The following is a 13,938-nucleotide window of genomic DNA, read 5'->3' as shown; positions in this document are numbered from 1 at the left end:
ACATGGCTAACTTATCTGTTTTATCCATTATTCAGCCTCTTTCGTAGTTGCAGCTACTACGTTATCAACTTCTAATAAAGAAACCGTATAACCTCGGTTTTCAAGCAATGTAAGTAAACTATCTTGGCCTGCCAGGTGGGCCACGCCGACAAGTATAAATTCGCTTTTATCGTTGCCAAACATCGCTTCTACTTTTGGTAGCCAGTTATTATTTCTATCGCTGATCAGTAGCTTATAGGAGTTAGGATCGGTTTTCTGCATTTCTTTTATGGCTACTTGATTTAGTGTGTTGGTATCACCTTCACGCCATGCAGATACGAGTTTTTTAAATATACCACCGTAGTTATTGAGTTGAGCTAAATTATATTTAATAAAATTACTTTCGTTGTTTTGCCCCATGGCTTTGAAAAGTTCTAGTTGAAACTCCATTGTCTCTAAGTAGCTTTTTGTTTTATTATCTTTAGTCGCTTTTTTAGCAAAGTATGCATCAACACCTTCACCTAATAAGTTTTGTTTTTGTAGCTCCATCGACATTAAAACAATGCTAACCATTGCAGGGCGAAAACTATCTAATTTTGTAAGGTTAGCCCCAAATTCGTTCAGTTTATTCTCAAGTGAAGCTTTAACTTGGGGGTCTAATTTTTGGCTCAATTTTTCGTTATTTGAATATGATAGCGCCTTTAGCATTTGTATTTGAGCCGTTGCATCTGATGGATCAGGGGCTGGTGCTTCTAAAAAAATAGTATCTGCTTGTGCATAGGCATGGCCAAACTCTGTAGGTAGGGGCATTTCTGACTTTGGTAAAATGTGTACAGTACCGCCAATAAATAATGAGTCATTCCCTTTACTTACTTGCCATACAGAGCTTTGAGCGTGCGCCGCAGAAGCTAGAAGGCTGCAGCTAAGTAAAACACTGGCTGAAACTATTTTTTTTGTGAAGCTTTTCATATCAATTCCTTAGTGTAATTGGTTAAGTCATTATTTTTAGTTAGATAATAGGGTACTTACATAGGCTGTAATTGATGACGTTACTTGTGACAGACTTTTATCAATCTGCGAATTGATTTTGCTCATAGATGAGTCGATATCAGCTGATATTCTTTCATCTATTTTAGAAAATAAGGTTTGAGTATCTATATTACTTTTTAAAGAGTTGCTGGTACCTACTGTGTTTGTACTTTGCTCTTTATTGTTAATAGACTGAGATGATATTGTACTTTCGCCAATCATGCACTGCTGTGTATTTAATTGAATTGTGTGTTGATTACTTTCAGCTGCAATTACAGAAGTTGCACCAAAGGTAGTTACTAATAGTAGAGTTGGTAGAGCTTTTTTAATTTTATTATTCATAATTAAACCTTTTTATATTTTAAAATGCAGCTAATCCAATATTAAAAATGATTTTTAGAAGCTGCTTGTTGATGACGGTTTAAATAATATTACTGAATTTGTTAAGAGTCGCTTATCTAGTTGTGAGTAATTAATTAGTAAGGTTTTATTGTAATAAAATCATTTTAAATTAAAGAGTTAACCTTAAACCTTATATTGGCATTATAATGTTTCAATATAGGTACTATAAAATATAAGGTGCATGTGGTAGTGTTTTAAAAAATAAAAATATCTAAAGACTATGAATTATCAAATCGGACCTTGGCAATTTATTAGTAATCGATGTGTGATTACTTCAAACAACTTAGAAAGGGAATTAGATCCACTCCTAGTTAAGCTCTTACTGCATTTTATAAGTAACCCACAACAAATAGTTTCTCGCCAAACGCTCATAGAATGTGTGTGGCAGCAAAGCTTTGTTGACGATAACGCGATTAACCGTGCAATTTCAGAGCTAAGAAAGCAGCTTGCTCATCCAATCGAAAAAGCACCACTTTTAAAAACGCATTACCGAAAGGGTTATAGCCTAACGGTTATTCCAGAGCGTATATCGCAAGTTAACGATGCTGATACCTCCTCACAAGTATTGAATGAGCCACCTGTTTTAAGTTCAAAAAATGAGGGTGCTGTAGAAGCAACCTCCACTCAATCTTTTAAAAAAAGCAGTTTAAAAAAGCCCATCTTTTATTCTTTATTAGCCGTTGTATGTTTATGTCTTTTTGCATGGCTAATATGGCTGTCTGTTAGCGCTCCTTCTAAAGATAAGGTTAAACAGATAACGGCAAATAAGGTGGCAAGTACATGGAATATAGGCAGTGAGGTTCACCCTGAATTATCCTCCGATAAACAGTTTTTAGCTTACACGAATGTAGAGCCAGAAAATGACGTAATGCATGCATTTGTAAAACGACTATCTGATCAAAGGGAAGTTGAAATTACTTATCCTGGCTTTCAGGTATCCATTTTATCGTGGCAGTTAAATCAGCACTCGGTATTATTACAAGCTACCAATTTAAAGCTGCAAAAGTGCGAAATGGTACTCGTTGATTTAAGCCAGTTTCCTGTTATAGGAGAGGCCACCTCAATTAAAGAGTGTGATCTTAGATACACAGGTTATGCGCAAGTAGACGAAAGTGGAGAGCATATTTATTACACCGAGTATAAAAATGAGCATGAGGGTTCAGGTTTATATAAATTCGATTTAGAACTTAAAAAAGAATTCATAGTGATCCCACCACCAGGGGTAATGTATGGCGTAATCATGCCGCGTTTATCCCAATCTGGTGATAAAATAGCGTATATACTTAGTCAAAAAGGTAAGCCTTTTTCTGTATTTAGCTACAACTTTGAGACCCATGAAACCAAGCGATTATTTAAAGCAAAGAAAAGCGTAATCAGCTTTGCGTTTGACTGGCTTCCAGATGATAAAGGCATAATAGTATTTGAGGGCTCTGAGCTTTCTAGCATTATGTTTGATGAAAAAAACATTGTTAAACACACGCTAACAGTAACCCCAAAAATAACCCCTTATTATATAGCGGTTCACTCTGATAACAGCCTATTTTACTCGGAAAAAATGACACAGGCATACTCGCTTATTAAAGCTACAGACCCTTTTGGTGATAACCCTGAGTATGAAGCACTTTATAAAAGTGATAAAGACGAATACAACATTGCTGAAATAATTAATAAGGAAGGGACAGCCCATGTTTTTGTATCAGAGCGTTCTGGCAGCAGTCAATTGTGGCTTTCTCAAAATGGTCTTACAAAGCAACTTAGCTTTTTTAATTACGATGATGGCTCATCAACTTTTGTATTAGGAGGACTAAGAGCTTCTCCTAATAAGCAACGCATGATATTCATGAAAAACAAAGGTTTTTCACTTTATGACGTAAACGCTCAAAAATTTTATCCATTTGAAGAATTTAATAAGCATAAAATAGTAAGCTATATTTGGTCAAAAAATAACGACAGCATTATTTATGTTAAGCGACTTGGTTCAAAAAATATATTGGCAGAATTTAATTTAGTAACGCGCGATACACGTGTGATAGAAGGTATAAAAGCTAATAAACTCATTTCAGACAGTAAAGGTAACGGGTACGTAACCAATGATAATCAGTTAATTCGCCTTTCAGATAGGCAAAGCTGGGAATTACCTAAAAACGCCAAAAAGTCAGTTGCGTATGGAGTTAGCAAAGACTATTTCTATTATTCAGATTCTATTTCTAGAGTCGCTAGACTAAATTTACACGATCAAACTATACAAGATATACACGTGGACTTTCGACCTATTGGTTTTATGGTGAGCGAAAACAATGAAATATTGTTTACAGGGTCTAAGTATAAAGACATGCAAATAGTACAAATGAGTTGGGATGAATAGCGAGGTAATAAGGCAAAGCAGTATGCATAAAAAAGCACCAAACAGTTAAACTGCTTGGTGCTTTTTATAATTTATATTAAAGCAATGGCTTTAGGTAATGCCCTGTGTGCGAGCGCTCACATTCGGCTACTTCTTCAGGCGTGCCTGCAATGAGTATTTCACCGCCTCCAGCGCCCCCTTCAGGGCCTAAATCGACCACCCAGTCTGCGGTTTTAACCACATCTAAGTTATGCTCAATAACTACGATGGTATTACCATGATCGCGCAGGCGATGTAATACAACAAGCAGCTGTTCAATATCGGCAAAGTGAAGGCCGGTTGTTGGCTCGTCAAGTATGTACAGTGTTTTACCTGTATCGCGTTTAGAAAGCTCACGAGCCAGTTTTACACGCTGAGCTTCACCACCAGAGAGCGTAGTAGCGGCTTGCCCTAAACGCACATACGATAAACCAACGTCCATTAGCGTTTTAAGTTTACGCGCTATTGCAGGTATTTTATCAAAGTAGTCGTGCGCGTCTTCAACGGTCATTTCGAGTACTTGATGAATATTTTTACCTTTGTATTGTACTTCTAGGGTTTCACGGTTATAGCGTTGCCCTTTACATACATCACACGGTACATATACATCAGGTAAAAAGTGCATTTCTACCTTAATTACGCCATCACCTTGGCAGGCTTCACAGCGTCCACCTTTAACGTTAAAGCTAAAGCGACCTACTTTGTACCCGCGAGAACGTGATTCTTGTGTTCCGGCAAATAACTCACGAATGCCCGTAAAAATACCGGTATACGTCGCAGGGTTTGAACGCGGTGTGCGACCAATTGGGCTTTGGTCAATATCAATTACTTTATCAAAATGATCAAGGCCACTAATTGATTTATACGGCGCGGCTTCTGCAGTGGTTGCGCCGTTTAATTCAGTATGCGCAAGTTTAAATAATGTATCGTTAATGAGTGTTGATTTACCAGAGCCAGATACACCGGTAATACACGTCATTAAACCAAACGGAATTTTTAAATCCACATTTTTAAGGTTGTTCCCTGTTGCGCCAAATAGCTCAAGCCATTTATCGCCGGTTGGGTTACGCTCTTTTGGCACTTCTATTTTGCGCACGCCTGATAAAAACTGGCCAGTTACAGAGTCTTTAGTGGCTAAAATATCGTCACGTGTACCTTGTGCAATAATATGGCCGCCGTGCACACCCGCACCTGGGCCAATATCAATAATATGATCGGCTGCGCGAATCGCGTCTTCATCATGCTCAACAACAATAACGGTGTTACCTAAGTCGCGTAAATGCACCAATGTTTGTAATAAACGGTCGTTATCGCGCTGGTGTAAACCAATTGATGGCTCATCCAGTACGTACATTACACCTACAAGGCCCGCACCAATCTGGCTGGCTAAACGAATACGCTGCGCTTCACCACCAGAGAGGGTATCGGCACTGCGCTCAAGTGATAAGTAATTAAGGCCAACATTAATTAAAAACGATAAACGGTCGCGAATTTCTTTTAGGATTTTTTCAGCTATTTGGGCTTTTTGACCCGTAAGTGATAAGCCTTCAAAAAAGTCCATCGCTTCACCAATGCTCATGGTAGTAATAGCAGGCAGGTTTGTTTGACCTATAAATACGTGACGTGCTTCTTGGCGTAAACGTGAGCCATGACAACTAGGGCATGCTTGGCTAGTTTGATATTTAGCGAGCTCTTCACGCACCGAATTCGACTCAGTTTCGCGATAGCGACGGTTCATGTTGTTTAACACGCCTTCAAACTCGTGGTTGCGTGTTATTAAATCGCCTCTGTCATTACGGTAATTAAAAGCAATTTTAGTTTGCCCTGAGCCCTCTAAAATAATTTTTTGAGATTCTTTAGCCAGCTTTTCAAATGGTACATCTAAATCAAATTTATAATGCTCGGCTACCGCTTGAAGCATTTGAAAGTAATAAAAGCTGCGTTTATCCCACCCTTTTATTGCACCACCGGCCAAGCTTAGCTCAGGGTTATGTACTACGCGGTTAGGATCAAAATATTGGCGAACACCTAAACCGTCACAGCTTTGACACGCGCCGGCAGGGTTATTAAACGAAAATAAGCGCGGCTCTAATTCAGTCATTGCATAGCCACAGGTAGGGCAGGCAAAGTTGGCTGAAAACAGCATTTCTTCAATGCTGCTGTCGTCCATGTAGGCTACATTTGCCACACCGCCAGACATCTCAAGTGCGGTTTCAAATGACTCTGCTAAACGCTGCTGCTGGCCGTCTTTTACTTTAAAGCGGTCAACAACCACTTCAATAGTATGCTTTTTGTGAAGCTCAAGCGTTGGCGGATCGGATAAGTCGCATACTTCACCATCTATACGGGCGCGAATATAGCCTTGGCTTGCAAGCTGCTCAAGCAGTTTAACGTGCTCACCTTTACGATCTTTAACCACAGGGGCTAAAAGCATCAGCTTAGTGCCCTCTGGCAGTGCCAAAACGGTATCTACCATTTGGCTAATTGTTTGTGCTGCAAGTGGTAAGTCGTGGGTTGGGCATCGTGGCTCGCCCACGCGGGCAAACATTAAACGCAAGTAATCGTATATTTCGGTAATGGTACCTACTGTTGAGCGAGGATTGTGCGATGTTGATTTTTGCTCAATAGAAATGGCGGGAGAGAGGCCTTCAATATGATCAACGTCAGGCTTTTCCATTAACGATAAAAATTGCCTTGCGTAGGCAGAAAGTGACTCAACATAACGACGCTGTCCCTCTGCATACAAAGTATCAAATGCCAGTGATGACTTTCCCGAACCAGATAGGCCAGTGATAACAATTAATTTATCACGTGGGATGGTTAGGCTGATGTCTTTTAAATTGTGCGTACGGGCGCCTCGGACTTCAATGTTTTCCATGCTATCTCGTTTATTACCAAAATTATTTGCTCAGTATCGCATAATACGAAACATTATTAATCAATGATCAACGAAAAAATCCTTACTTATAGGCGATTAATTATTGCTAAGCTTGTGGTAGAATCCCACCCTAAATTTTTCATATCGTAAGATTACGCAGATAATGACCGCATCTTCACTTAATTCACGAGAAAAACGCGCCGCTGTATCGCTGGCGAGTGTGTTTGCATTTAGAATGCTCGGCTTGTTTATGCTGATGCCTGTATTGGCTATTTATGGCCAATCGCTTGATGGTTTTTCGCCTATGTGGATAGGTTTTGCAATTGGCGCTTATGGTTTAACCCAAGCAGTACTGCAAATACCTATGGGGCGTTTGTCTGATAAAATTGGCCGTAAAAAAGTAATTGTTGGTGGCTTAGTTGTGTTTGCGCTGGGTTCTGTTATTGCTGCACTTGCCGAATCTATTCAAATGGTTACTGTTGGCCGAGCGCTGCAAGGTATGGGAGCAATAGCCAGTGCATTACTTGCTTTTGCCAGCGACTTAAGCCGCGACGAACAACGCCCTAAAGTAATGGCTGTGATTGGTATGAGCATAGGCATGAGCTTTGCCTTTGCGATGTTATTAGGCCCAATTGTTGCAGCGTCGTGGGGTGTGGCAGGCGTATTCTGGTTAACAGCAATACTCGCTGTGTTTGGTATTGGTATTATTTTATTTTTAGTGCCCAATGCCGTAAATAAAGCCCCCAAAGGTGATACTTTGGCAAGCTTTAGCGACATTAAAAAACTTATTAAGCATCCACAGTTATCGCGTTTAAATGCAGGTGTGTTGCTGCTACATTTAACGCTAACTACTATTTTTGTGGTACTGCCGAGTCAGCTAATAAAAGATGGCTTAGTGGCAAATCACCACTGGTATTTATATATTCCGGTACTGCTATTAGCGTTTATTTTAATGGTCCCAATTATGATTGTTGCCATTAAAAAAGAAAAAGAAAAACAAGCGTTTATTGGCTCAGTAGCCCTGCTTTCTATTAGTATGCTTGCTATGTCTATTTGGGTAAATAGTGTGGTCGGTATTGCCATTTGTATGTTGCTTTATTTTGTAGCTTTTAATTTTTTAGAAGCCACTATGCCTGCGCTTGTATCGCGAATTGCCCCAGCTAGCCAAAAAGGTTCGGCGATGGGCGGGTATTCGTCTAGCCAGTTTTTAGGGGCTTTTTTAGGTGGTATTTTAGGTGGCTACGTAGCACAAACAACAAGTACGCAAGCTGTGTTTGCGGCAGCGGCACTTGTTGGGTTAATATGGCTTATTATTGCGTGGAAAATGCAAGTCCCACCGAAAAGTAAAGTTATTAGTTTAATGACCAATTTAAGTTCTGAAGAGCAAGCCCAAGCACTTGCTTCTCAGCTAGTTGCTTTACCTGGCGTAATAGAAGCAACAGTAGTACGCGACGAAAGCCGCAGCTATTTAAAGATTAATGATAAAGAATTTGACCTAGACCAAGCACGTAAAGTAGCTGGTTTAATCTAACGTTTATAGGAGATGGTTCCATGGCACGCGGTGTGAACAAAGTAATTTTGGTTGGTAATTTAGGACAAGATCCTGAAGTTCGTTACATGCCTAATGGCAATGGTGTAGCAAATATTACCTTAGCAACGTCAGACAGCTATAAAGATAAAAACACTGGCCAAATGGTTGATAAAACTGAATGGCACCGTGTAGTATTTTTTGGCAAACTAGCTGAAATTGTTGGTGAATACTGCCGTAAAGGTTCACAAATTTACGTAGAAGGTAAACTTCAAACACGTAAATGGACTGATCAGCAAGGCCAAGAAAAATACACAACTGAAATTGTTGTTGATGGCTTTACAGGTCAAATGCAAATGCTAGGCGCTCGCGGTGGCGATCAGCAAGGTGGTGGCTATCAAGGTAATCAAGGCGGCCAACAAGGTGGCGGTTACCAAAATAATCAGCAAGGCGGTGGCTATGGTCAAAACAACCAAGGTCAAAACAGCCAGCAAGGTGGATACGCACCACAGCAACAAGCTGCGCCAGCACAGCGTCCAGCTGCAGCAGCGCCTGCACCACAGCAAAATAACCAATATCAGCAGCCAAATAGCGGTTTTGCTCCTGGGCAAAATAGCGCACCACAGCAGCAAGGTGGTTTTGCACCTAAGCCGCAAAATGCCCCACAAGGCGGCGCATCAAACCCAATGGAACCAACTATAGATTTTGATGACGATATTCCGTTCTAGTTTCCGTCTAGTCAAAAAGTGTAAAAATACACTTGAAAACTAGATCGAAAATCATTTCAGTTGATTTAAATAAAACCCAGCATCTGTGCTGGGTTTTTTATATGTTGAATTATCCAATTGTTGCGTCTAATTATCCTTTTGAGCAGTAAAACTGTATAAATTAACTTTAATGTTAATTAAAAGTTTTTATTTACATCTAATTTAATTGATTTCTAAATACTTAACACATACTCTTGTAAGACTTTGTATCTATTACTCTACGAGAAACATGAAAACTAATATTCTATTTTTATTTCTTGTTTTTCAATTTGTTAGCACAGCACTAAGTGCACAGCCTCTCCCTAAAACGACGAATATTTTATTTATAAATTCAACAAATCAAACAATGCCATGGCACAAAAGTGTTGAGTCTGGACTGAGAGCTGAGTTATCACAACGTATTGTAGACTATGAGCTTTTTGTAGAAAATATGGATATAGGACGCTTTGATGAAGTGAACCAAAAACAGTTAATGGAGGAATATCTTAAACAAAAATATAAAAATAAACATATAGATATTATTGTTACTCAATCACCCTCTGCTGCTGAATTGGTATTGCAACTAAATGATTTTTTTACCAATGTTCCTAGAATATATTTAGAGCCGGGCGCTCAGTTTTCTCTTCCTCTAACCACTAACGGTGCTGTAATACAGGCAAAATTAGATTATAAGCAAGCAACCGCAAATGCTGTAAATTTAATGAAGCCTAAAAAGCTGATTGTTGTTTTAGATACAAAAAATGCAATTGGTATGAGTTTTTATCGTGGATTATTCCCGGTTATTAATCGTGATTTTTCTTATTTAAATGTGGAGCAGTGGTTCGATCTACCGCTCGATAAATTACTATTAAAAGTACAAAATGCACCTTCAGACTCTATTATTTTGTTTACGCCCATTTTTAGACGTTATAAAAATAAATCGCTTAGTCCATATCAACTTGTTGAGCTATTAACGCAAAAAAGCACAGCACCTGTTTTTAGCTATTGGGAAGTACTTTTAGGCTCAGGTGTTGTTGGTGGATATGTTTTATCGGGAGATAAAATAGGCAGGCGTATTGCCGAATCAATAATTTTTTACAGTAAAAATAAAGTATTACCGAGTATTAATGGTGAGGGGCTAAGTGTATATGGCTATGATTGGCGCCAATTAAAAAAATATAATATTGCGACACAAAGTTTGCCTGAGAAGTCTGTAATTTCTTATTATAAGCCTACCTATTTTGAGCAAAATAAAACCCTGATTTACACTGCTGCTTTTATCATTTTTATGCTTAGCGCATTTTTAGTATTTGTATTGTTTTTAAATCAGCGTCGTATACAACTTTTAAAGGCGCTTGATGCAGAGAAGCAAAAGCTAGAATCTCGCGTTATGCAGCGCACTGAAGAGTTATTACAGGCTAAAGAAGATGCTGAGCAGCTTACATACGCTAAGTCTGAGTTTTTAGCCAATATGAGCCATGAGATCAGAACACCAATGAGTGGCATTATAGGGTTAACTAATATTCTATTAAATAAAGACTTACCCGCAAAATATCAGCATTATTTGGATAAAATTAAATATTCTTCAGATCAGCTTCTTGTGGTGATAAACGATATTTTAGATTTTTCTAAAATTGAGTCGGGCAATATTAACCTCGAAGAATTTCCATTTTCAGTTAACGCCATAGTAGATTATATCAATACAACGTTTGAAACTAAGGCTCACAGTAAGGGCATATCATTTGATGTTGTTCTTGCTGAAAGTGTTAGCTTTGATTTAATCGGTGATGTGGTAAGAATAAACCAAGTGCTGATAAATTTGTGCTCTAACGCGATTAAATTTACAGCTAAAGGCGGTGTTTCGGTTTTAATAGAGTCTGAGGCTGACTCATACGATCCGAAAGGTATTTACCTGCGCTTTACTGTTAAGGACTCCGGTATTGGTATAAATGAGAATAATCTTCCTAATTTATTTAAATCTTTCACCCAGGCTGACAGCTCGACCACACGAAAATTTGGCGGCACAGGTTTAGGTTTAGCTATTAGCAAACGGTTATGCCAGTCAATGGGCGGAAGTATTTCTGTAAAAAGCACAGAAAATGTAGGTAGCGAATTTACCGCTGTTATTAAAGTTAAACTGAACGAGCGGGCACTAATTGAAGATAGCCCACAACTCGCCTTTATTGATACATTTGATATATTACTTATTGATGATAATGAAGGCGATCTTAAGCTAATAAGCAACGAGCTCATTGCTATGGGGCTAGGATGTACACTGTGTTCTGATGCGAGCGATGCAATTAATAAAATTAAAGATAATAAAGATAAATTTAAGGCAATTATTGTAGATTGGGAAATGCCTACAATGAGTAGCGAAACCTTTTTAACGCGAATTTATAATATTAACCCTCTACTTTGTAACAATATTATTGTACTTACTGCTAGTCAGGAAAATTCAATTAATGAAATAGCGGCAAAAATAGACATTAATACTATTCTGCATAAACCGGTACTGACGAGCATTCTATTCGAGGCAATACAAAGTAAGGTTGTAGGCTCAGCTAAGTTAATAAGTCCATCAAGTGAAAAATCGTTAGCAGGTATAAAAATATTAGTTGTGGAAGATAACTCTATAAACAAGCTAATAGTAACAGAGATACTACAAGCAAGTGGTTCGCAGGTTAGTTTAGTTAGTAATGGCTTAGAGTGTATTGAAACTGAGGATTTAGAGTCGTTTGATATTATTTTAATGGATATTCATATGCCTATAATGGATGGCGTTGAAGCGAGTAAAATAATTCGTAGTGATAATAATAAAGCGGTTGCTAATATGCCAATAATTGCTTTAACGGCTAACGTTATGAAAGAGGATATTACCCGCTATTTATCTATTGGCATGAACGCACATGTTGCTAAACCTATAAAAGCGCAGCAATTACGAGAAACTATAATCCGTTGCTTAAAGCAGTAATTCGTTTATTTACCTCATAAAACTCCTCTACTTAAATCTATCTGAAAAACCTAAATCAAAATTTATAAAAATAGTGTTTGACTCACAAGTTTTTACATATGAAATTTCATATATTCGTTTTTCCATATGTTTAAGTGTTGCTACTAGGCAGCTATTAAATTTAAGAAGTGTGCCATGTCATCAGAAAATAAGTTACCGAATTTAGACTTAACACAAAGTCATATCCCAGCTAGTGAGCACTTTGCGCAGAACTTCTCTGTTCATAAACCAAAAATATTACTGCTGTATGGATCGTTAAGAGCGCGCTCTTATAGCAAGTTAGTAATAGAAGAATGTGCGTGTTTGCTAACGCATTTTGGTGCTGAGGTTAAAATTTTTAATCCTGAGGGTCTTCCACCTACTGATAGTGAAGATGAATCTAACCCTAAAGTGCAAGAGCTGCGAGATTTAATGTTGTGGTCTGAGGGGCAAGTGTGGTGCTCGCCTGAGCGCCATGGCTCAATGACGAGCATATTTAAAAATCAAATAGATTGGGTGCCTTTAAGTCTTGGTGGCGTAAGACCAACGCAAGGTAAAACACTCGCCGTATTACAGGTATGTGGTGGGTCACAATCGTTTAATGTGGTTAATCAGTTACGTATTTTAGGGCGTTGGATGCGTATGATTACCATACCTAATCAGTCATCTGTACCAAAAGCATTTTTAGAATTTGAAGAGAGTGGGCGAATGAAACCGTCTGCTTATTACAATCGCATTGTTGATGTGATGGAGGAGTTGATGAAGTTTACTTTAATACTACGAGATCAAAAAGATTACTTTGTTGATCGTTATTCTGAACGTGTTGAATCTGCAGAAAAACTTAGTGAGCGCGTTAACCAGCGTTCTATTTAGGAGTATAAAATGGGATTATTTGAACGTTATCTTTCAGTGTGGGTGGCCTTAGCTATTGCTGTTGGGATTGTAGCTGGCTCTATCATGCCAGATGCATTTAGCTTAATTGCTGGTTTTGAATATGCACATGTAAATATTGTTATAGCAGTACTTATTTGGTTGATGATTTACCCAATGATGGTGCAAATTGATTTTTCATCAATTAAAGATGTAGGTAAAAAGCCAAAAGGGTTAGTGCTCACTATTGTTATTAATTGGCTTATAAAGCCATTTACTATGGCGCTATTAGGTTGGTTATTTTTTAAAGGTATTTTTGCCGATTTTGTTGACCCACAAACGGCCACCGAATATATAGCTGGCATGATCTTACTAGGTGTAGCACCGTGTACCGCGATGGTTTTTGTGTGGAGCCAACTAACAAAAGGCGATGCTAATTACACCTTAGTACAGGTATCAATCAACGATATCATTATGATCTTTGCCTTTGCACCAATTGCAGGGCTATTACTTGGTGTAACCGATATTACTGTACCGTGGGACACGTTGTTATTATCGGTGGTGTTGTATGTACTTATTCCCCTGGTGGCAGGTGCTATTACTCGTAAAAAGCTTGATAAAGAAGATGACCATACGCGTTTAAATCACTTTTTAAAGGTAATGAAACCTTATTCTATTATTGGTTTGCTCGCAACGGTAGCGCTGTTGTTTGGTTTCCAATCACAAACATTAATAGATAACCCAGAAGCAATTGTCCTTATTGCAATTCCGCTGTTAATTCAGACTTACGGTATTTTTGCTATAGCTTATATTGCAGCTAAAAAAATGGGGCTAGCTCATAACGTTGCGGCGCCGGCATGCATGATTGCCACCTCTAACTTTTTTGAGCTAGCTGTTGCGGTTGCTATCTCGTTATTTGGTTTGCACTCAGGCGCTGCTCTAGCAACCGTAGTTGGAGTGCTTGTTGAAGTGCCTGTAATGCTTAGCTTAGTGTACTTTGCTAATAAAACGCGTCACTGGTTTAACTAGGAGAACACTATGGTTGTTATTCATCATAATCCTGATTGTGGTACCTCTCGAAATGTACTGAATATTATTAAAGCTGCAGGTTATACCCCAACGGTTATTGAGTAC

9 protein-coding genes are annotated in these 13,938 nt (G+C 38.5%); 6 read left to right on the top strand and 3 right to left on the bottom strand.

The features are described 5' to 3' along the window. Positions 1–27: 27 nt before the first annotated feature. Together ATS74_RS03685 and ATS74_RS03680 are read right to left on the bottom strand one after the other, a co-directional pair. Positions 28–948, bottom strand: coding sequence for a TraB/GumN family protein (locus ATS74_RS03685; protein ID WP_058547600.1), 921 nt, complete (start codon positions 946–948; stop codon positions 28–30). Positions 949–984: 36 nt separating this feature from the next. Then, a complete protein-coding gene (locus ATS74_RS03680; protein WP_058547599.1) occupies positions 985–1,350 on the bottom strand; it encodes a hypothetical protein in 366 nt (121 codons plus the stop codon). Between the two features lie 280 nt (positions 1,351–1,630). Between ATS74_RS03680 and ATS74_RS03675 the strand changes: the two genes are divergently transcribed. Then, positions 1,631–3,775, top strand: a complete 2,145-nt coding sequence (locus ATS74_RS03675; RefSeq protein WP_058547598.1) for a winged helix-turn-helix domain-containing protein — start codon at positions 1,631–1,633, stop codon at positions 3,773–3,775. 76 nt (positions 3,776–3,851) lie between these two features. Here the strand turns inward: ATS74_RS03675 and uvrA are convergent, their stop codons facing one another. Further along, entirely contained in the window at positions 3,852–6,671 is a 2,820-nt protein-coding gene (uvrA, locus tag ATS74_RS03670) for an excinuclease ABC subunit UvrA (RefSeq protein ID WP_058547597.1), read from the bottom strand. Between the two features lie 163 nt (positions 6,672–6,834). On the opposite strand from uvrA, the gene ATS74_RS03665 reads away from it, so the two are divergent. The 5 genes from ATS74_RS03665 to arsB all read left to right on the top strand — a co-directional run bounded on the left by ATS74_RS03665 (position 6,835) and on the right by arsB (position 13,833). Continuing rightward, the gene (locus tag ATS74_RS03665) at positions 6,835–8,202 is read left to right on the top strand and encodes an MFS transporter (protein ID WP_058547596.1); all 1,368 of its coding nucleotides are present in this window, start codon (positions 6,835–6,837) and stop codon (positions 8,200–8,202) included. 20 nt (positions 8,203–8,222) lie between these two features. Beyond that, a complete protein-coding gene (ssb, locus tag ATS74_RS03660) occupies positions 8,223–8,927 on the top strand; it encodes a single-stranded DNA-binding protein (RefSeq protein WP_058547595.1) in 705 nt (234 codons plus the stop codon). A 268-nt stretch (positions 8,928–9,195) separates the two neighbouring features. Then, a complete protein-coding gene (locus tag ATS74_RS03655) occupies positions 9,196–11,916 on the top strand; it encodes a response regulator (protein WP_058547594.1) in 2,721 nt (906 codons plus the stop codon). A gap of 174 nt (positions 11,917–12,090) precedes the next feature. Continuing rightward, entirely contained in the window at positions 12,091–12,807 is a 717-nt protein-coding gene (gene arsH / locus ATS74_RS03650) for an arsenical resistance protein ArsH (RefSeq protein ID WP_058547593.1), read from the top strand. Positions 12,808–12,816: 9 nt separating this feature from the next. Further along, positions 12,817–13,833, top strand: coding sequence for an ACR3 family arsenite efflux transporter (gene arsB, locus ATS74_RS03645; protein WP_058547592.1), 1,017 nt, complete (start codon positions 12,817–12,819; stop codon positions 13,831–13,833). Positions 13,834–13,938 lie beyond the last annotated feature (105 nt).

The sequence above is a fragment of the Pseudoalteromonas sp. H103 genome (assembly GCF_001469205.1).
GTDB classification, from domain to species: domain Bacteria; phylum Pseudomonadota; class Gammaproteobacteria; order Enterobacterales; family Alteromonadaceae; genus Pseudoalteromonas; species Pseudoalteromonas carrageenovora.
Note: the sequence above shows the minus strand (reverse complement) of the source record. Positions and strands in the feature narration are given on the sequence as shown.

Excerpts from the sequence above, each read along its gene's own strand:
- ATS74_RS03685 (WP_058547600.1), bottom strand. The coding sequence starts at position 948 with ATGAAAAGCTTCACAAAAAAAATAGTTTCAGCCAGTGTTTTACTTAGC.
- ATS74_RS03680 (WP_058547599.1), bottom strand. The coding sequence starts at position 1,350 with ATGAATAATAAAATTAAAAAAGCTCTACCAACTCTACTATTAGTAACT.
- ATS74_RS03675 (WP_058547598.1), top strand. The coding sequence starts at position 1,631 with ATGAATTATCAAATCGGACCTTGGCAATTTATTAGTAATCGATGTGTG.
- uvrA (WP_058547597.1), bottom strand. The coding sequence starts at position 6,671 with ATGGAAAACATTGAAGTCCGAGGCGCCCGTACGCACAATTTAAAAGAC.
- ATS74_RS03665 (WP_058547596.1), top strand. The coding sequence starts at position 6,835 with ATGACCGCATCTTCACTTAATTCACGAGAAAAACGCGCCGCTGTATCG.
- ssb (WP_058547595.1), top strand. The coding sequence starts at position 8,223 with ATGGCACGCGGTGTGAACAAAGTAATTTTGGTTGGTAATTTAGGACAA.
- ATS74_RS03655 (WP_058547594.1), top strand. The coding sequence starts at position 9,196 with ATGAAAACTAATATTCTATTTTTATTTCTTGTTTTTCAATTTGTTAGC.
- arsH (WP_058547593.1), top strand. The coding sequence starts at position 12,091 with ATGTCATCAGAAAATAAGTTACCGAATTTAGACTTAACACAAAGTCAT.
- arsB (WP_058547592.1), top strand. The coding sequence starts at position 12,817 with ATGGGATTATTTGAACGTTATCTTTCAGTGTGGGTGGCCTTAGCTATT.